This is a genomic window from Marinobacter salinisoli, assembly GCF_017301335.1.
Lineage (GTDB): Bacteria > Pseudomonadota > Gammaproteobacteria > Pseudomonadales > Oleiphilaceae > Marinobacter > Marinobacter salinisoli.
Genome location: NZ_CP071247.1, coordinates 21030 through 40705 on the forward strand (window position 1 = coordinate 21030; position 19676 = coordinate 40705).

Genomic DNA, 19676 nt, shown 5'->3' on the forward strand with positions numbered 1-19676 from the left:
CGGGCGGTTTCAGGCTTCCGCGGTATTACGGGCCTGCTCTCCTGCCTGGCTTTTCTGTGCCTGACGCTCACGCTCCGCTTTCTTGCGAGCCTTGCGCTCAGCGATGATATGGGCAGCCTCACCACCGACGTGTGTTTCTCCACGCTGTTCCGCCAGGCGCATCTGGCGCTCGCGCTCGGCAAAGCGCGCCTTCTGCTCCTCGGTCAGCGAATCAACGCACTGGTGGCAACTGACACCCTGCTGGTACTCCGGACGCGCCTTGTCTTGCTCGGTAATCGGCCGGCGACACGCGTGGCATTGGTCGAAATCACCGCGCTCAAGCCGGTGATTGACGGTCACCCGGTCATCAAAGACGAAGCACTCACCGTGCCACATGGTGTTTTCCTCGGGCACTTCCTCGAGGTACTTCAGAATACCGCCTTTCAGGTGATACACCTCTTCAAACCCTTGCTCCTTGAGGTACGCCGTGGATTTTTCGCAGCGGATACCGCCGGTGCAGAACATGGCTACCTTCTTGTGCTTGGCCGGGTCCAGGTTTTCTTTCACGTAGTCCGGGAACTCGCGGAAAGTATCGGTCGCCGGATTGACCGCATTTTTGAAAGTACCGATTTCCACTTCGTACTGGTTTCGGGTATCGATCAGAACAACCTCGGGGTCAGAGATCAGGTTGTTCCAGTCTTTCGGCTCAACATAGGTTCCCACCACGCGCTTGGGGTCGATGCCCTCAACCCCCATGGTGACGATCTCTTTTTTGAGCTTCACTTTGGTGCGCTTGAACGGCTGGATGTCCACAAACGATTCTTTGTAATCCACACCATTGAAGCGCGCATCGGCGGCCAGCCAGGTTTTTACCGCATCGATACCCTCGCGACTGCCGGCGATGGTGCCGTTGATGCCCTCTCGGGCAAGCAGCAGCGTGCCCCGGACATCGTGGTCCAGCATGGTGTCCAGAAGGGACTGGCGGAGGTCGGAATAGTTATTCAGGTCCACGAACTTATACAGTGCGCAGACAACAACGTCATGGCTCATTAACTTCTCCTGCGGGCCGGATCGTAAATCCGGAGCATGGGTTTTGATTATGGCTCTCTAAAGAGGCTGAGAGGGCGCAAATTTTAACCAACTTTGCGCCCTGTTCAAGTGCGGGGTGTCCGAAGCGCTCAATAAAGAGCGTCGCACCTCAGCGTTTCGCGGCCAGCTCCCGCTCGACAACTGCAGACATCTGCCCCCAACCGGGGCGCGTCAGCAGGATGTTATCGACCAGGACGCTGGGGGTGCTGGTCAGGCGAAGCTGCATGGCAACGCGCCGGCTCTGCTCGATGTCGTCGAGATGCAAATCGGTGGTCATACAGCGTCTGAAGCGGCGCTCCTCAAGCCCCAGATCTTCGGCATAGCGTGTAAAGGTCGCCACGGGATCGCCCGAGCCACTCCACTCAGTCTGAGCATCGAACAGCCGATCGTGCATGGCCCAGTACGCGTCCTGGTCGCCCGCGCAGCGCGCGGCCATGGCCGCAGGGACCGCATTGGCGTGCTGTTGCAGCGGCAGATCAAAGAACACGAACCGCACCTTGCCGGCGTCGACGTATTCGTCTTTCAGACGACGGGCAGCCTCGGAAAACCGGCCACAGGCCGGGCACTGGTAATCGGCGAACTCACGCACCACCACGGGGGCATCGTCGGGGCCAACCGAGATGCCAAATTGATCCAGTTCCGCAGGAAATGGCTCGGCGTTGGCGCTGGCCACCGGCAGGTCGTCTGATGTTGGTTCCGGCTGCGCCGTGAGATAAAACAGCCCGAGCACCACGGCCGCCAGAATCAGCAGGCCCACGCCGATGTAAAATGGGCGTTTGCTGGCCTTGCGGGGGGCGGGGGTACCGGTTTCCTTGCGACGTTTAGCTTCACCCATTGCGGGCTCCTTCTTCTTCAGGATGAATGGAAAATGTCAGCTAAGATCCCTTATATCTTAAAAGAGTTCCAACAAAAATTAAGGAAAACTCATGGCCTTAGCTGAATCCATCGCCAACCAGGGTGTCAGCCAAATTCATCACACGGTGAACGCGCAAACTCTGGTGAATCCACTCAAGATGGAACGCGGCCAGGCCCGAACCAGATTGAGCCCGTGCAATCACGGGCACCGGTGAGGTGCCCGCGCGGGGAAGTGAGTTACACCTTGAATTGAGAGGCTTTCGCCTGAAGCGCAGTCAGCAGCTCGCCAATGCGCTGACTGGCGCTATCGGACCGGTGGATGGCCTCCACCGTCGCCTCTGATGAGCGGGCGATATGCTCGACACTGACGCTGACCTTGCTGGCATGCCGACCTTCTTGTTCGGCCACTGAAGAGATAGACAGCGCCCGCTCCTGCAAGCTGCCGAGCAATTCGTTGATCTGCTCGAAATGCTCGTCGGCCTTACGGAATTCGGTGGACGAGTCGGCAACCTGGCCCGAAACCTGATCAATCACCGCAACCGCCTCGTGGCTGCCCCGCTGCAGGCGCTCGATAATGCCCTCGATTTCGGTGGTGCTTTCTTGTGTCCGGCTCGCCAGGGTACGTACCTCATCGGCCACCACGGCAAACCCGCGCCCGGACTCGCCAGCCCGGGCCGCCTCGATGGCAGCGTTCAGGGCCAGCAGATTGGTCTGCTCGGCAATGGCACCGATCACCGACAGCACCGAGGTAATCTCCGTGCTCTGATTGTTCAGCGCGTTTACCGCCTGCACGGCTTCCTCGACCTGACGCACCACCGCGCCCAAGCGCGCCCGCACATCCCGGGAAATACTGGCGGTGGCCTCGCTCTCGGCGCCGATGGTCTGCACCGAACCGGCCACTTCCTGGATGCTCCCGGCCACTTCCGAAATACTCTGAGACATGGCCGTCATGGTTTCAGACACGTCTGCCACTTCCCGCTGCTGGCGATTCACTGCCGCCACCGCGTTTTGGCTGATGTCGCCCTGCTTCCGAGCCTGGCCCGCCGCGGATTCCGCGGAGGCTTTCACATCCGATACCAGCTCCTGAATCCGGTCGATGAACCGGTTGACGCCCAGGGCCATTTCCGTCAACTCGTCTTTGCCCTTCAAGGATACCCGGCGGGTCAGGTCGGCTTCGCCATCGGCGATGTCCCAGACCGCGGAGCTCAGGCGGAGCACCCGGGGCAACAGCCCGCCACCGAGCATCAGCGCCATGAGCAGGACCAGCACGACTACTGAGCCGATGGCCAGCAGGGACAGATTGGCGGCAAGGCTGGACGCCTCGACATTCAGGGCGTCGACCGAGCCCCGAATTCTGGACCGGGTGTCCGCATCCATTCCGGACAGTTGCTGCTGCAGACGTTGATTGACCTGCTCGGTCTCCGAATCCAACGTGTCGCGCAGCGCATCAATACTGCCGGTTATGGTGGCGCTGAATTCTTGTTCGAGAGCGTTCAGATCGCGGTTGATACCCTCCAGCGACAAGCCCAGTTTTAGCTGGCCAATCGAGGACCCCTGCGGCGCAATGTCGGCAGTGACGATCACGACATTCGGGTCACGGCTTGCCGCATCGAGGACGCGATTTGCCGCGCCACGGCCCTCGCCCTGTTCCATTAAGGTGCGCACCCGATCGTCAGTCCGGTCGACATAGCGAGTCAGGCGGTCGCCGTACTGGTCGTAGTAGACCGCGAACAGCACCGATTCACGGGCATCCGCCAGTTCAACCAGATCGGTCAGACGAGGAACGTCGCGGTCCCAGATCAGCGGTGCGGCAACCGCCGCAAGGACATCGGCCAGGCCCTGGGCTTCCGCCATGACCGCGGTGCGGACATTCTCTGCCACGCGTTCCTGCTGGGTGGTCTGCTGGCGGGTAAGCTCGCCGGAGAGTTCCTCGGTGGTCTTCTGCCGCATGGCCTCCAGGCGGGAGCGGACATCCTCGCGGGTTGCGCCAAAGGAGGCACTCACCTGCGCGCTGCTGGCCTCAAGCGCGGTACCGGCGGTGTCGACGAGGCGCTCCACCTGGTTGGAAATCAGCCATTGGCTGACCATTACCTGAATCAGGCCGGCCACCACCAGCACCATGAATACCGGTCGGAGAAGACGACTTGAGATCAGCCGTCGTAGGGAAGAAAATGACATACGGACTCCGCTAGCCTGAGTACTTCATGCATCCTTTGCATCCGATCCAGCGTCCCTGCGAAGCTTGTGTCGGTATGTTTAGCAAAACCCGGGCCGGTTTGGGCCGTATTTATGTACAGGTTTTGTAGTCAGTCGTCATCATTGTCCTCGAGTTCGATTTCGACAGCGGTGAAGCTATCGCCATCCCGCACGTATTCGACCTTGAGAATCACAACCTCACCATTGCCGAATCGACTCGTTATTTCGGCCTGAGAGTTATCGGCGTAGCTTGTGGAAGCCGCGTCGATCGTCACACCTAGGATCGTAATGGCGCCTGGGGAGATAGCGGCAAGTTTACCCTCGAGCTTATACTGGATTCGATCTTCGGCAGCGGCGGCTTCATCGTCCACTTGGACTTTCAATGCCTCAATGAACACGTCTGTGCCCTGTTGCTTCTCAACGCCCTCGACTTCCACGGTCGTGGTGCCGATGGGTAGGGTCTCGAACGACATGTCGAAGCCTCCCTCAACGGTAAACGCCGTAGTCGACAGGACCCGAACTTCGACACCACCAATAAGGAAGACGTTGTCCGCAGCCGAGGTGATCACCCCATCTACCTTGGCGTTGCCGTCCCTGAGCTCGATTTTCTCCGCCTCAATCACGTTATCCGAAAGGAACTCGCCCTCGACCTGGACCAGAAGCCCTTCGTTCAGATCAGAGACCTCGAGGTCGTCGTCCAGTTCGGTGGCGTCCGTCACCCTGATGGTCTGCTCCCCAATGCGAAACTCTCCGGGCCGTGCGGCGGTACCGGATGCGGTATAGGAGGCATCGATGGTCGCGGTCAGCTGAATATCTTCGCCGGCATTGCGGCTGAATCGGCGGCCGTCGGCCCGGTCGATAGTGCTGGCGGTCAACACGTTGCCGGCCAGACTGCCCTCAACTTCGAGGATGGTGGCGGTGCCCAGGGCCGGTTCGGTCAGCCCAGAACCGAAGCTGACGCTGTCCTCATCGTACTCGACGGTTATCGTGCCAATGGTGAACCGGTTCTGTTCGACATCGACGGCGGACACCTGGCCCTCCAACTCAACATCGGTGGCATCCACAGCGATGGTTTCAATATAACCCGCCCGGTAGGAGCCATCGGCCTGGCGCCATGCGCTCACGCGCACGTGCTCGGTGATGGCCGCAGCGCTGAGCAGCGTGGCATAGGTGGTACCGCGGACGAAGGTTTGACGGTTAACGCGCACCGACTGGCCCATGACGGTGAGGGTGGCAAAGTCACCAGCACCGCTTGGATCGGCCACCACCTGATCCACCGGACCCCGCAGGGTATCGTCGTAGATCAGCTGGTCTGCCGTGCCGGTACCATCGTCGCGCCACTGGCCTTCAATTCGGAGGATCATGCCCTTGCGAAGGTCGGTCTCAAACTCGATGCCATCGTCGCTTTCGACCTCCTGATTAGGGATGCTGTCGGTGTTGAACTTCACACCATTGACGAACACACTCCCGAATCCCGAAACCGGCCCAACGCTGGAGCCGGTACCCCGAATGCCCCCGTCGGCAATGCCCAGGTCACTGCCACCACCACCGCAGGCGGAGATCACGCCGAAGGTAACTGTGCCGGCGGCCAGCCCGACAATCCGGTTGCGAAGGTGCCGTTTCATACCTGTACTCTCCCGTACCGGCGCTGCTGGCCGGTATCTGTTCATCGGCGCCACCCAGCTGTCTGGGGAGAGGCCGCTATGGTTGGGGTTCGGCTTTGTCGGTGCGCTCTTCAAAGTAGAAAATGCTCACACCGGTGCGGACAGAGTCAACGGGCTCGCCATCAGGCCCTTGCCGGGCAATATCCCGATCGTGAGGACCCAGCCATTGGTCCAGCCGCTCCAACAAAGCCTGCGACTGGGCCGCGGCGTGCGTGCGCCAGCGCTCCATCACTTCCGGCGGAATGTTGTTGTAGGTCAGGGTGCGCTGAAACAGCGGCGGCTGACCGGATTCGTCGCGCACCAGGTTGTGATCAATGGTCGCGATCAAGTCCGAAACGTCGTCGCCAAAAATCTGCAGCATCTCCTCGCTGTCTCCCGTCGGGACATAAGCCCGTTGCTGCAACACCAGCTGGCCCGATTCCGCATCCACCGAAACCACGCCGACCCGCAACAGCTCATCGAGCACAGCCCGGGGCGGCATGTCACCGCTGTAGCGTTTGACCAGGTCGCTGAAGCTCAGCTTACCGTCAAATGACAGCATAGCGGGCTCACCGCCTTTGGCTTGGAAAGCCGCATCGTGCACCCAGCCGGACACCACCCGCGATGCCCGGTTGGCATGCAGCGCAGCGCCACTCTCCAAGGTCTGACCTGCCAGAAATTCCCGTTGGCGCTTGACTTCCTTGCGGGTCAATCCGGTCATCACGGCGGCGCGGGAATCCGAGGGTTTGCGCCGGCCGTCGTCAAAATCCTTCAAGGCCGCCTCCACATAGGCGCGTTTGACCAGCTCGGAGAACTCACCGTAAGGAATGCCGTTCCTGAGCAGTAACCTCGCTAAGGGACGCAGAATGCGGTACAGCGCTTGATTCAGGGGGGTGGTCTTTTTCATGTTTGGGATTGTATTCCCATAGCGATTTGAAAAGCCAGACATCCTGGCCGGCACAAACCGGCCAGAACTGGCACTCGCTACTTAATCCTCAGAGCTGTCGCCACTGCCCTCGACTTCGACGTTGCCGGTCAGTTCGTACTGACCACCGGTGGTTTGGCGATAGTCAATTTCCACTTCATCACCCACCTGAGCCCCGGACAGGCTGAAGTTGTTGCTGAGTACCTCAAGGTTCATGATCGTGATGGAATCAGCGCCGATGGCAGATATTCGTGCATCAAGCTCGAAATCGTCATCCTCGTCGCTGTCTTCCCGCTCGATGCTGATGGCCTCGAGGAAACCACCCTCTTCGCTGCGCTGCCGACCCTCAATCTCGAGAAAGTCACCCAGTTGCAGGCTCTCGAGGTCCCGGGCACGACTGCGGCGGCCATCCTCACCACTGTCGTCGTCATCGATCAGGGTATTGCCCGTCAATTGGACGCGAACTCCGCTAACAACCATGGTTTCGTTGTTCAGATCGATGGACTCAATTCGGCCATCCAGCTCCGCATCCGACTCCCGGCCCTCGATCTCTTCGGCGACCAGCACGCCATTGACCGCCTCGCCTTCCACTTTCACGAATAGCCCGTTCGCGAGGCTGTCTTCGTCGAGATCGTCGAATTCCGTGTCGCTATTGATCTGTACCCTGATCCCGTCCAGGGAGAACTGGCCGCTGGCGACGTCGAAGTCGTAGATGCTTCCGGAGATCTCGACGTCGTCGTCGTTGTTGAACAGTTCATCCTCATCGTCGATTTCCTCGGCCATGATGGTGGTGCCGTCTAGGAAACCTTCGACCTCCACGACAATACCGTCGGCCAGGTCGTCCAGGGCGAAATCGTCATCGCCGGTCGCGCTGGTGTAGTTGATCAGTGCGCCATTGATGGTGAACGTCTGGGCGCTGGTGTCCAGATCGGCGACCACGCCTTGGATCTCGACCTCATTGGCGTCGTCGAAGTCGTCACCGATGATTTGGGCACCGACATAACTTGCCTGAACGCTGCCATCCGCCATCCGCCAGCCACTGACTCTTACGCGGTAGCCTGTGGCGTTGCCAGCAATGTCTGTTGGAGTCGCGCCACGGAACACCGTTTTGCTATCCAGTAAGACGCTTTGACCCAGCAGGGTCAGGGTTCCGGTGCCGGAGACCTCGTCCCAGGTCATGGCTGAGACGGGGCCCCGGAGCGTGTCGTCGTACGTGACCTGATCGGCACGGCCCTCGCCCTGATCGCTCCAGTCGCCGTCGATCTTGAGAATCATGCCTTTCTCGAGCTGATCTTCGCGGCTCAGCCCGTCATTGCTTACAACACTGCCGTCGGTTTCAAAACGGGTACCGTTGACATAGACACTGCCAAACCCTGAAACCGCACCGACACTGGAGCCAGAGGAGCTGCCATTGCTTGCGGAATCTCCGGACCCACCGCCGCCACAGGCGGCAAGGGCACCCACCAGGGAGCCGGTCATGATCAGCTTGACTGCGATTGCTATCGGCTTGCGCTTCATCGTTGTTCTCCAGTTTTCTGAGCGAAACAAAGCGGTTTTGATACTCAAACCGCCAAATTGGGATTATTTTCCCAATTAATGATTCAGGAATTTAGTTCCGTTTTTAATTGGTGTCCAGCTCGTGGTCATGAAAGTTTTGTGATCTTTCCGGCCGAGCAGTCGTAAGTGTGGGAGTACTCTGACAAAACGGACAAAGAACCATGCTGGGATTTTTGAAAGGCGACCCGAAGAAAAAATTACAAAAGGCGTATGAGGATAAGCTGGCAAAGGCGCTTCATGCCCAGCGCAATGGGGACTTGCGAACCCACGGCACGCTCATGGAAGAAGCCGAAAAGATATATGAGGAAATCAAGAAACTTGACGGCGCGAACTAGCCGGGAGCGTCAGTTGCTGTCGTGCTCGCCCGAGAGATGGCGCAGCTGATGGCGAAGCGCCGCGATTTCCCGGCGCATCGCGTCCACCTCATCCAGCAGATCCAACGACATTGCCAGCCCTGGCAGATTCATTTTCAAATCCCGCTCCAGGCGAACCGCTTTCCGGAGCCGCATCAAGGCCGCCAGGTCAAACCGCCAGCTGGCTATCTGCGCCCCCTGCACAGGCCCGACCGGCTCGATGATGCCGTGGCTTACCATTTTCAGAACCATCTCTGCATGGCATTCACCCTGCTCGCAAATCTCCCGAAACGTCAACCGAACCTGCGGATCGGTAATCTCCACCACCAGCACTTCGTCGTCTCTGCTCATGCCATTGCTCCCTGCTTACACGTGCAGCTTGCTGCGTGGATTGAACGCTTTTTCGGATTCGGCCAACTGCTCATACAGTTTTTCGGCCTCGGGATTGTGCTGCTCGGGCATAACAATTTGCAGAACCACGATCTGATCCCCCGGGTGTTTGCCCGGAAAGCCCTTACCCTTCAATCGTAATTTACGGCCACTGGAGGAGCCCTTGGGCACCTTGAGGTTGACCTTGCCGCCTACGGTCGGGACCGTGACAGAGGCACCAAGCGCCGCCTCCCAGGGGGTGACCGGCACGGTCACCAGCAGATCACGGCCCTCGACAGCAAAGGTCGGATGCGGCGCCAGCTCGATCTCCAGCAACAAATCGCCGGCTGCGCCGCCGCCAATGCCCGGCGAACCCTGCCCTTTCAGCCGGAGATGCTGACCTTCCCGCATACCGGCCGGGATTTTCACATTCAGGGTTTTCTGTCGTGGCATCAGGCGGCCATGCTCGTCCGGTTCGTGCACGGTAAACGACACCTGTTTCTCGCAGCCGTTGAACACTTCCTCCAGAAACAGCGCCAGCCGGGCATGAACATCTTCACCCCGCATGCGCACGGACTGCCGGAAACCATGGCCGCCACCAAAGCCCCCACCGTGGCGGCCACCACCGAAGATTTCTTCAAAGAAATCGCTGAACTGACGGGCGTCGGCGTCGGTATAACCGCCGCCGCCGAAGCCGGACGCACTCTGCCAGCCAGGCGGTGGCTGGAATGAACCGTCTGGCCGGGCACCATACTTTCGCAGTTGGTCGTATTCCGCCCGCTTTTCCGGATCTTTCAGCACCTCATAGGCTTCGCCGAGATCCTTGAACTTGTCGTCGGCGCCCGCTTCCTTGCTGACATCCGGATGAAATTTCCGGGCCAGCTTCCGATAGGCTTTTTTGATCTCCTCGGCAGAGGCGGACTCGCTCACACCGAGCACGGCGTAATAGTCTTTAAAGTCCATTCGGGCCCTCAACACTGATCAACCGTTGAGCATTTTGCTCAGCTACTAACCACTATATTTGATGAGGTTCGGGAAATTACAAGGGTGGGTATGTGCGGAATTGAGGCAGGTCAGGGTTGAGTGTTTTTAACGAGCCTTCACAGCCCGGAGAGTGTGTCGGGGCGCAAGCCCGGTTCAAAACTGTCCGTGGCCAGGGATGGCCAGAGCCAAGCCCTACAAGGACGTACTTGCGGGGGTGTTTTGAACCGGGCTTGCGCCCCACTGCGCCCCAGCAACCCTCAGGCTACTGAAGCAACAGCTCTACCGAAACTTACTTGACCTTCGGGTCCAGCTCGCCAGCAGCATAACGCTCGAACATCTGGTCCAGATTCATCGGCTTGATCTTGCTGGCATTACCGGCGGTACCGAAGGCTTCATAACGAGCCACACAGATCTCCGTCATGGCCTTCATGGTTTCCTTGAGGAATTTGCGCGGGTCAAACTCGGACGGCTTCTCGCTCAGGAAGCGACGCACCGCACCGGTGCTGGCCAGACGCAGGTCGGTGTCGATGTTGACCTTGCGCACGCCGTGCTTGATGCCTTCGACGATTTCCTCAACCGGCACACCGTAGGTTTCCGGAATTTCACCACCGTATTCGTTGATGATCTTCAGCCACTCCTGGGGTACAGAGCTGGAGCCGTGCATCACCAGGTGGGTGTCCGGAATCCGGGCGTGGATGGCCTTGATCTGATCGATGGCCAGGATGTCACCGGTGGGCGGTCGGGTAAACTTGTAGGCGCCGTGGCTGGTACCGATCGCGATGGCCAGGGCGTCAACGTGAGTCTTTTTCACGAAGTCGGCGGCTTCTTCCGGATCGGTCAGCATCTGGCTGTGATCCAGCGTGCCTTCCGCGCCAATACCGTCCTCTTCACCGGCCTGACCGGTTTCCAGAGACCCCAGACAGCCCAGCTCGCCCTCAACGGAGACGCCACAAGCGTGCGCCATCTCGACGGTGCGACGGGTGACGTCAACGTTGTATTCGTAATCGGTCGGGGTCTTGCCGTCTTCGCCCAGAGAACCGTCCATCATGACCGAGCTGAAGCCCAGCTGAATAGAACGCTGGCACACCGCCGGGCTGGTGCCGTGGTCCTGATGCATCACCACCGGAATGTGAGGAAACTCTTCGATGGCAGCAAGAATCAGGTGGCGCAGGAACGGCGCACCGGCATACTTACGGGCACCGGCGGAGGCCTGGACAATCACCGGGGAATCGGTCTTGTCCGCAGCTTCCATGATGGCGCGCATCTGCTCCAGGTTATTGACGTTAAAGGCTGGCACACCGTAACCGTGCTCGGCGGCGTGATCCAGAAGTTGCCGCATCGAAATCAGGGCCATGGGTCGTCTCCTTCGTTTTAAAGTGTATGAGTCAGTCGAATTCTGTGTCAGACCAGGGCATCTTCTGCCCCAGTCTTACGCGCCGCGTTCTTCCAGTACCGCTACAGCCGGCAGGGTTTTACCCTCCACGAACTCCAGGAACGCACCGCCACCGGTTGAGATGTAGGAAATTTTGTCAGCCACACCGTACTTGTCAACGGCCGCCACGGTATCGCCGCCGCCGGCCAGCGAGAAGGCATCGCTCTCGGCGATCGCCGCGGCCAGCGCTTTGGTGCCATTACCGAACTGGTCAAATTCGAACACGCCCACTGGGCCATTCCACAGAATGGTCTTGGCATTTTTCAGCAGATCGGCGAATTGGCCAGCAGTCTCCGGCCCGACATCCAGAATCATGTCATTGTCGGTGACGTCGGTAATGTTTTTCGTGGTGGCGGTGGCAGTCTCGGCAAATTCACTTGCCACAACCACATCGACCGGCAGCGGAATCTCAACGCGACCGGCGATGTCTTTCGCGGTATCCACCAGATCGTGTTCACACAGGGACTTGCCTACCGGGTGACCGGCCGCGGCGAGGAAGGTATTGGCGATACCACCGCCCACGATGATCTGGTCACAGACCTTCTCGAGCGCGTTGAGTACGTCCAGTTTGGTGGACACTTTGGAGCCGCCAACAATCGCAACCACTGGCTTGGCCGGGTTATCCAGCGCCTTGCCCAGGGCGTCCAGCTCGGCCGCCAGCAGAGGGCCAGCGCAGGCTTCGGGCGCGAAACGAGCGACGCCGTGGGTCGAGGCCTGGGCGCGGTGCGCGGTTCCAAAGGCGTCCATGACGTAGACGTCGCACAGGGCCGCATACTGTTTGGCCAGTGCTTCGTCGTCTTTCTTTTCACCTTTGTTGAAGCGAACGTTCTCGAACAGCACCACCTCGCCGTCGGCAACCTCGACCCCGTCCAGATAATCCTGGATCAGACGAACCTCCTGCCCCAGAACGCTGGAAAGATGCTCGGCTACCGGCTTCATGGACGACGCCTCGTCGTAAACGCCTTCTTCCGGGCGCCCCAGATGTGACATCAGCATGACCTTGGCGCCAGCATCCCTTGCCGCCTTGATGGTCGGCAGTGACGCGCGGATACGGGCATCGCTGCTTACCTTGCCACCCTTTACCGGCACGTTCAGGTCTTCGCGGATCAGCACTCGCTTGCCGGCGAGGTTCAGGTCGGTCATTTTCTTAATGGCCATAACGTTCGTCCCTTCAACTAATAGTCAGATTAAGCATGGTGCTTCAGCCAGCTGCAGCTGACATCCAGCATTCGGTTGGCAAATCCCCACTCATTATCAAACCAGCACAACACCTTGACCATGGTGCCGCCGGTAACCCGGGTCTGGCCGCCATCCACAATGCCGGAGTGGGCATCGTGATTGAAATCGGAACTGGCGAGCAGCTCATCGGTAAAGCCGAGGATGCCTTTCAGCGGGCCGTTCGCCGCTGATTGAAGAACTTCATTCACTGTGTCCACATCGGTTGGCTGCCGGACATTAACCACCATATCAATCGCCGACACGTTCAGCGTCGGCACCCGCATGGCCACGGAGCTGAATCGATCCTTCATGTGTGGCAACAGCCGTTCGATACCAACGGCGAGGCCGGTATCGACCGGTACAATATTATGCAGCGCGCTTCTCGTGCGCCGCAGGTCCTGATGGTGGTAGGCATCGATGACCGGCTGGTCATTCATTGCCGCGTGGATCGTCGTGGTGCTGCCCTGCTCTACGCCAAACGCGTCGTCCAGTACCTGGATCACCGGCACCAGGCAGTTGGTGGTGCAGGAGCCCGCCGCCACGATGCGATCTTCAGCGCTCAGCTGGTCATCGTTGATGCCAAAGACCACGGTCCGGTCGACATCCGATTCGGCGGGCTGGGAGAACAGCAGTCGCTTGGCGCCGGCGTCCAGGTGCCGCTGGGCGGTTTGTCGATCCGAGTAGGCCCCGGAGCATTCCAGCACCACATCAACCTTGAGCAGATCCCAGGGCAACTCAGCCGGTTCGCTGTGACGCAGGACGTGGATCTGGTCGCCGTTGACCACCAGATCCCGTCCCTGGACCGCGACCTCGCCCTGAAACCGACCGTGGGTGGAGTCGTAACGGGTCAGGTGGGCGATGGTGTCCAGGTCCGACAGCTCATTGATCGCGACCACCTGCAGGTGGTCGCGAAAGCCGTTTTCGTAGAGCGCCCGCAACACGCACTGGCCAATACGGCCGTAGCCGTTGATGGCAATCCGAAAAGGCGCAGCGTCGGTCATCAGGCGTCCAGCAGTTCAGAGGCCACTTCCAGGAGGTTTTCGACGGTGAAGCCAAACTCCTTGAACAGCTCACCCGCCGGCGCAGACTCACCGAAGCTCGTCATGCCAACCACCCGGCCATCCAGGCCAACGTACTTGTACCAGTAATCGGCCATCCCAGCCTCGATCGCCACACGGTTGGTAACCTCCAGCGGCAGAACCTGTTGCTTGTACTCGGGGCTCTGGGCGTCAAACGCGTCGGTAGACGGCATGGACACCACGCGAACCTTGGTACCGGCTTCGCGCAGCTTGGCGGCTGCGTCCTGGGCCAGCGACACTTCGGAGCCGGTGGCGATCAGGATCAGCTCCGGGGTGCCATCGCTGTCGGACAGGATGTAACCACCCTTGGCCACGTTCGCCAACTGCTCATCGGTACGCGCCTGATGCGGCAGCCCCTGACGCGAGAACACCATGGCGGTCGGGCCATCATTACGCTCCAGCGCATACTTCCAGGCCACGGCAGATTCGACCGTATCGGCCGGGCGCCAGGTGCTCATGTTCGGCGTGGTGCGCAGGCTCGCCAGCTGCTCGATCGGCTGGTGGGTCGGGCCGTCTTCACCCAGACCGATGGAATCGTGAGTGAACACAAAGATGGAACGCTGTTTCATCAGTGCGGCCATGCGCACGGCGTTACGGCAGTACTCCATGAAGATCAGGAAGGTGGCGCCGTAGGGCACGAATCCGCCGTGCAGGGCAATGCCGTTCATGATCGCGGCCATGCCGAACTCACGCACACCGTAGAAGATGTAGTTGCCGCTGGCGTCTTCTCTGGTCAGGCCCTTGGTGCCCCCCCAGATGGTGAGGTTGGAACCGGCCAGGTCGGCAGAACCGCCCATCAGTTCCGGCAGCAGGGGTCCGTAGGCGTTCAGGGTGTTCTGGGACGCCTTACGGCTGGCGATGGTTTCGCCCTTGTCCTGACACTCCTGAATGTAAGCCTGGGCCTTCTCGGCAAAGTCGGCAGGCAGGTCGCCGGCCATACGGCGCCTGAACTCGGCCGCCAGCTCAGGCTCGGCTTTTTCGTACTCGGCAAACGTCGCTTCCCACTCGCTCTGGGCAGCCGCACCCCGGTCACGGGCACTCCAGGCCTCGTAGATGTCTTCCGGCACCTCGAACGGGCCATGGTTCCAGCCCAGCTGCTCCCGTGTCAGAGCGATTTCGTCATCCCCCAGCGGGGCGCCGTGGCAGCTTTCTTTACCCTGCTTGTTGGGCGAACCGAAGCCGATGATGGTCTTGCAGCAGATCAGCGTGGGCTGACTGGTGTTGGCACGGGCGGCCTCAATCGCGGCGCGAATCGCCTCCGCATCGTGGCCGTCAACAGCAGGAATCACCTGCCACCCGTACGACTCGAAGCGCTGCGGCGTGTTGTCGGTGAACCAGCCTTCCACCTCGCCGTCGATGGAGATGCCGTTGTCGTCGTAGAAGAAGATCAGCTTGCCGAGGCCGAGGGTACCGGCCAGGGAGGCTACCTCGTGGGAGATGCCTTCCATCAGGCAGCCGTCGCCCAGGAAGGCGTAGGTGTGGTGGTCAACGATATCGTGACCGGGGCGGTTGAACTGGGCCGCCATGGCCTTTTCAGCGATCGCGAAGCCAACCGCGTTGGCAATGCCCTGGCCCAACGGGCCGGTGGTGGTCTCCACGCCCGGCGTGTAGCCGTACTCCGGGTGACCCGGGGTCTTGGAGTGCAGCTGACGGAAATTCTTCAGGTCATCCACGGAAACGTCATAGCCGCTCAGGTGCAGCAGAGCGTACTGAAGCATGGAGCCGTGGCCGTTGGACAGCACAAAGCGGTCTCGGTTGGACCACTTGGGATCGGCAGGGTTGTGGCTCAGGTAATCGTTCCACAGCACCTCGGCGATATCCGCCATACCCATGGGCGCTCCCGGGTGGCCGGATTTGGCTTTCTGAACCGCATCCATGCTCAGCGCGCGAATGGCGTTGGCGAGATCTTTACGAGACGGCATTGACGTTTCTCCAGTTTGGTCGGGGAAAGAATTCGGACTGCAAAAAAAGAGGCGCGTATTTTCGCCGATTACGGTATGCCGGGGCAAATCGGCGTACCGCCAATGCGACAATCCCTGCCTGTGGATTCCCGAAACATGACACCGGCGGCCGAAATAAAACCTATATCAAATTTTTTTGATATGGCTATTGCCTGACCAGCAAAAGCCTCCTACACTGCGCAACCATGACATCCATGAATGCACACGCAGATCAGCTTGTTTCCGTCACCTCCCTGGCACCGATATTCAAGGCCAGCGGCGACCCTATGCGGCTGGAAATCCTGCGCGTGCTGCGGCGGGACACCTTTGGCGTACTGGAACTGAGCCAGCTGTTTGATATGCGTCAGTCGGGCATGAGCCACCACCTCAAGGTGCTGCACAAGGCCGGGTTGCTGGAGCCCCAGCGCGAAGGCAACGCGATTTTTTATCGCCGCCCACTGCACTTGGACAGCGACAAGCTGACCGACCAGATCATCCGGCAGATCTTTGAAACCGTGGACCAGATCGCTCTGCCAGAAAGCCTGCAGGAAAGAATTAACGCGATCCGGACTCAACGGGCGGACCAGTCGCAGGCCTTCTTCGCCCGTCACGCGGAACAATTCCGCGAACAACAGGAATTGATTGCCTCGTTCGAACTGTATGCGGAGCCGGTCGCACAGCTGCTCAGGCAACGTGCCACCAAGCAGAACTGGCAGACCGCCCTGGAGATCGGCCCCGGCGAAGGCGCCTTCCTGCACGTGCTGTCCGGACTGGCCAGTCACGTCGTAGCGCTGGACAACAGCAAGGACATGCTGGCGAAGGCGACCCGCACCTGCATCGATGAGCGCCTGCACAATGTGGATCTCATCGAGGGGGTCACCGACACGCTGCTGGGCCGGGGCGACAACTTTGATCTGGTGGTGGCAAACATGGTGCTGCACCACGTTCCGAGCCCGGCCGATATCTTTCTGGACGCGGCCGCGCTGATGAACAGCGAAGGTTGCCTGGTGATCAGCGAACTGTGCAGCCACGACCAGGACTGGGCCAAGCAGAACTGCGGCGACCTGTGGCTGGGCTTCGAGCCTGAGGAATTGACGGCTTGGGCGGCAGACGCCGGCCTCGCCGCTGGCGAACAACTGTTTATCGGCCTGCGCAACGGCTTCCAGATTCAGGTTCGAGAGTTCTGGAAGGCCTCAACCCTTGCGTAAGCCCATGTACCTGAAGGCATATCAAAAACCTTTGATACACCGTACGTACAAATACGTACAACCGAACGACACAAACAACAAGGACGCCGGCATCTGTGCCTAAAAACAGACCCGGCACGATCGTGAATCGCTCAACGAGGAGCAACACTATGTCTGACTACAGCATCTTCACTTCCGAGTCTGTTTCTGAGGGCCATCCGGACAAACTCGCCGACCAGATTTCTGACGCCGTTCTGGATGCCATCCTGACCGATGACCCGCACGCCCGGGTTGCCTGTGAAACCATGGTGAAGACCGGTGTGGCCATCGTTGGCGGCGAGATCACCACCAGTGCCTGGGTGGATCTGGAAGACCTGGTACGCGGCGTTATTAAAGACATCGGCTACACATCCTCCAACGTTGGCTATGACGGCGATACCTGTGGTGTGATCAACATCATCGGCAAGCAGTCTGTCGACATTGCCCAGGGCGTAGACCGCCAGAAGCCGGAAGACCAGGGCGCGGGCGACCAGGGCCTGATGTTCGGCTTCGCCAGCAACGAAACCGACGTGCTGATGCCGGCGCCTATCACCTTTGCCCACCGTCTGGTGGAGCGTCAGGCCGAGGCCCGCAAGAGCGGCCTGTTGCCCTGGCTGCGCCCAGATGCCAAGAGCCAGGTAACCTGTCGCTACGAGAACGGCAAGGTTGTCGGCATCGACGCCATCGTTCTTTCCACCCAGCACGACGAAGATGTGACCCAGGCGGACCTGAAAGAAGCGGTGATGGAGCTGATCGTCAAGAACGTGTTGCCGGCCGAGCTGCTGCACAGCGGCACCCAGTTCCACATCAACCCGACCGGCAAGTTCGTTATCGGCGGCCCGGTGGGCGACTGTGGCCTGACCGGCCGGAAGATCATCGTCGACACCTACGGCGGCATGGCCCGTCATGGCGGCGGTGCCTTCTCTGGCAAGGACCCGTCCAAGGTGGACCGTTCCGCAGCCTACGCCGGTCGCTACGTGGCCAAGAACATTGTCGCCGCCGGTCTGGCCGATAAGTGCGAAATCCAGGTGTCCTACGCGATCGGTGTCGCGCAGCCGACTTCGATTTCCCTGAACACCTTCGGCACCGGCAAGATCAGCGACGACAAGATCATCCAACTGGTGCGCGAGCACTTTGACCTGCGCCCGTACGCCATCACCAACATGCTCGACCTGCTGCACCCGATGTATCGGGCAACCGCAGCCTACGGGCATTTTGGTCGGAACCCGTATGAGATGACCGTTGGCGGCAAGACCTTCACCGCCTTCCCGTGGGAAAAGACCGATCGTGCCGACGCACTGAAGGACGCCGCAGGTATCTAAATCACGTTTACGGGCGTATCCCTCATGGCATACGCCCGACAACTTTTCCATTTAAGGCCCGGCGGGCAACAGCCCCCCAGAGGCCTAGAGCGAACAGGAGAACACCCATGAGCACTCCGGCAGAACAACTGAACAGCTTCAGCGACTACAAAGTCCGCGACATTTCCCTGGCCGACTGGGGGCGCAAGGAAATCAACATCGCCGAAGGCGAAATGCCGGCGCTGATGAAACTGCGCGAAAAGTACAAGGCCGAGCAGCCGTTGAAAGGCGCCAACATCATGGGCTGCATCCACATGACGGTGCAGACTGCGGTACTGATCGAAACCCTGGTGGAACTGGGCGCCGACGTTCGCTGGTCTTCCTGCAACATCTTCTCCACTCAGGACCACGCGGCTGCGGCCATCGCGGCTCAGGGCATTCCGGTGTTCGCCTGGAAAGGCGAAACCGAGGAAGAATACGAGTGGTGCCTGGAACGCACGGTGGGCGCCGATGTCAGCGGCTGGGAGCCAAACATGATCCTGGACGATGGCGGCGACCTGACGGCACTGTTGCACGACACCTACCCGGAAGTGATCGCCAAGTGTCACGGCGTGACGGAAGAGACCACCACCGGCGTGCATCGTCTGCAGGAAATGCTGCGCGACGGCACCCTGAAGGTACCGGCCATCAACGTGAACGACGCGGTGACCAAATCCAAGAACGACAACAAATACGGTTGTCGTCACAGCCTGAACGATGCCATCAAGCGCGCCACCGACCACCTGCTGGCCGGTAAGAAAGCCCTGGTCATCGGCTACGGCGATGTGGGTAAAGGCTCTGCCGCTTCCCTGCGCCAGGAAGGCATGATCGTGAAGGTCACCGAGGCCGACCCGATCTGCGCCATGCAAGCGTGCATGGACGGGTTTGAAGTGGTTTCCCCGTACCTCGACGGCGTGAACAGCGGCACCGAAGCGAGCATCAACACCGACCTGCTGCAGAACACGGACCTGCTGGTGACCACCACCGGTAACGTCAACGTGTGCGACGCCAATATGCTCAAGGCCCTGAAGACCGGCGCCGTGGTGTGCAACATCGGTCACTTCGACAACGAGATCGACACCGCCTACATGCGCAAGAACTGGGAATGGGACGAGGTCAAGCCGCAGGTCCACGTGATCTACCGCGACAAGGCCACCAACGATCACCTGATCCTGCTGTCTGAAGGCCGTCTGGTGAATCTGGGCAACGCCACCGGCCACCCGTCGCGGATCATGGACGGCTCCTTCGCCAACCAGGTGCTGGCCCAGATGTACCTGTTCGAACGCAAATTTGCCGACCTGCCGGAAGACGGCAAGGCCAAGGGCGTGTACGTGCAGGTTCTGCCCAAGCAACTCGACGAGGAAGTTGCCCGCGCCATGGTGGAAGGCTTTGGTGGCGTAATCACCAAGCTGACGCCGGACCAGGCAAAATACATCGGTGTACCGGTTGAAGGCCCGTACAAGCCGGAAAGTTACAAGTACTGATCGGACA

The 19676-nt window shown here is 59.9% G+C and carries 17 protein-coding genes; 5 read left to right on the plus strand and 12 right to left on the minus strand.

The features are described from left to right. Positions 1 to 9: 9 nt before the first annotated feature. Both trhO and LPB19_RS00120 read right to left on the minus strand, forming a co-directional pair. Positions 10 to 1029 (minus strand): oxygen-dependent tRNA uridine(34) hydroxylase TrhO, encoded by a 1020-nt coding sequence (trhO, locus tag LPB19_RS00115; RefSeq protein WP_206644077.1) that lies wholly within the window; start codon positions 1027 to 1029, stop codon positions 10 to 12. A 148-nt stretch (positions 1030 to 1177) separates the two neighbouring features. Beyond that, a complete protein-coding gene (locus LPB19_RS00120; protein ID WP_206644078.1) occupies positions 1178 to 1903 on the minus strand; it encodes a DsbA family protein in 726 nt (241 codons plus the stop codon). Positions 1904 to 1994: 91 nt separating this feature from the next. Between LPB19_RS00120 and LPB19_RS00125 the strand changes: the two genes are divergently transcribed. Further along, positions 1995 to 2138 carry a hypothetical protein gene (locus LPB19_RS00125; RefSeq protein ID WP_206644079.1) on the plus strand — a complete coding sequence of 48 codons (144 nt, stop codon included), beginning with the start codon at positions 1995 to 1997 and terminating at the stop codon, positions 2136 to 2138. A 22-nt stretch (positions 2139 to 2160) separates the two neighbouring features. Here the strand turns inward: LPB19_RS00125 and LPB19_RS00130 are convergent, their stop codons facing one another. The 4 genes from LPB19_RS00130 to LPB19_RS00145 all read right to left on the minus strand — a co-directional run bounded on the left by LPB19_RS00130 (position 2161) and on the right by LPB19_RS00145 (position 8205). Beyond that, positions 2161 to 4101, minus strand: a complete 1941-nt coding sequence (locus LPB19_RS00130; RefSeq protein ID WP_206644080.1) for a methyl-accepting chemotaxis protein — start codon at positions 4099 to 4101, stop codon at positions 2161 to 2163. Between the two features lie 128 nt (positions 4102 to 4229). Next, positions 4230 to 5744 carry a DUF5666 domain-containing protein gene (locus LPB19_RS00135; protein WP_206644081.1) on the minus strand — a complete coding sequence of 505 codons (1515 nt, stop codon included), beginning with the start codon at positions 5742 to 5744 and terminating at the stop codon, positions 4230 to 4232. A gap of 76 nt (positions 5745 to 5820) precedes the next feature. Continuing rightward, positions 5821 to 6669 (minus strand): DUF6502 family protein, encoded by an 849-nt coding sequence (locus tag LPB19_RS00140; protein ID WP_206644082.1) that lies wholly within the window; start codon positions 6667 to 6669, stop codon positions 5821 to 5823. An 81-nt stretch (positions 6670 to 6750) separates the two neighbouring features. Then, positions 6751 to 8205, minus strand: a complete 1455-nt coding sequence (locus LPB19_RS00145; protein ID WP_206644083.1) for a DUF5666 domain-containing protein — start codon at positions 8203 to 8205, stop codon at positions 6751 to 6753. Between the two features lie 200 nt (positions 8206 to 8405). Between LPB19_RS00145 and LPB19_RS00150 the strand changes: the two genes are divergently transcribed. Next, positions 8406 to 8579 (plus strand): DUF6435 family protein, encoded by a 174-nt coding sequence (locus LPB19_RS00150; protein ID WP_206644084.1) that lies wholly within the window; start codon positions 8406 to 8408, stop codon positions 8577 to 8579. A gap of 9 nt (positions 8580 to 8588) precedes the next feature. Here LPB19_RS00150 and LPB19_RS00155 read toward each other — a convergent pair whose 3' ends face one another. The 6 genes from LPB19_RS00155 to tkt form a co-directional block, all read right to left on the minus strand. Then, a complete protein-coding gene (locus LPB19_RS00155) occupies positions 8589 to 8948 on the minus strand; it encodes a chaperone modulator CbpM (RefSeq protein WP_206644085.1) in 360 nt (119 codons plus the stop codon). A gap of 15 nt (positions 8949 to 8963) precedes the next feature. After that, positions 8964 to 9929, minus strand: a complete 966-nt coding sequence (locus LPB19_RS00160) for a DnaJ C-terminal domain-containing protein (RefSeq protein WP_206644086.1) — start codon at positions 9927 to 9929, stop codon at positions 8964 to 8966. 310 nt (positions 9930 to 10239) lie between these two features. Next, entirely contained in the window at positions 10240 to 11304 is a 1065-nt protein-coding gene (gene fba / locus LPB19_RS00165; protein WP_206644087.1) for a class II fructose-bisphosphate aldolase, read from the minus strand. 75 nt (positions 11305 to 11379) lie between these two features. Further along, on the minus strand, positions 11380 to 12540 hold the full coding sequence (locus tag LPB19_RS00170; protein WP_206644088.1) for a phosphoglycerate kinase: 1161 nt from the start codon (positions 12538 to 12540) through the stop codon (positions 11380 to 11382). 29 nt (positions 12541 to 12569) lie between these two features. Next, positions 12570 to 13601, minus strand: coding sequence for a type I glyceraldehyde-3-phosphate dehydrogenase (gene gap, locus LPB19_RS00175; protein ID WP_206644089.1), 1032 nt, complete (start codon positions 13599 to 13601; stop codon positions 12570 to 12572). Next, positions 13601 to 15601, minus strand: a complete 2001-nt coding sequence (gene tkt / locus LPB19_RS00180) for a transketolase (RefSeq protein WP_206644090.1) — start codon at positions 15599 to 15601, stop codon at positions 13601 to 13603. The genes gap and tkt overlap by 1 nt, the downstream gene beginning before the upstream one ends. A gap of 224 nt (positions 15602 to 15825) precedes the next feature. Between tkt and LPB19_RS00185 the strand changes: the two genes are divergently transcribed. The 3 genes from LPB19_RS00185 to ahcY all read left to right on the plus strand — a co-directional run bounded on the left by LPB19_RS00185 (position 15826) and on the right by ahcY (position 19669). Beyond that, positions 15826 to 16827, plus strand: coding sequence for a metalloregulator ArsR/SmtB family transcription factor (locus LPB19_RS00185; RefSeq protein WP_206644091.1), 1002 nt, complete (start codon positions 15826 to 15828; stop codon positions 16825 to 16827). 149 nt (positions 16828 to 16976) lie between these two features. After that, positions 16977 to 18167: a methionine adenosyltransferase gene (gene metK / locus LPB19_RS00190; protein WP_206644092.1), complete on the plus strand. Its 1191-nt coding sequence runs from the start codon at positions 16977 to 16979 to the stop codon at positions 18165 to 18167. Positions 18168 to 18274: 107 nt separating this feature from the next. Beyond that, complete coding sequence (ahcY, locus tag LPB19_RS00195; protein ID WP_206644093.1) at positions 18275 to 19669, plus strand: adenosylhomocysteinase; 1395 nt, start codon at positions 18275 to 18277, stop codon at positions 19667 to 19669. The last annotated feature ends 7 nt before the right edge of the window (positions 19670 to 19676 follow it).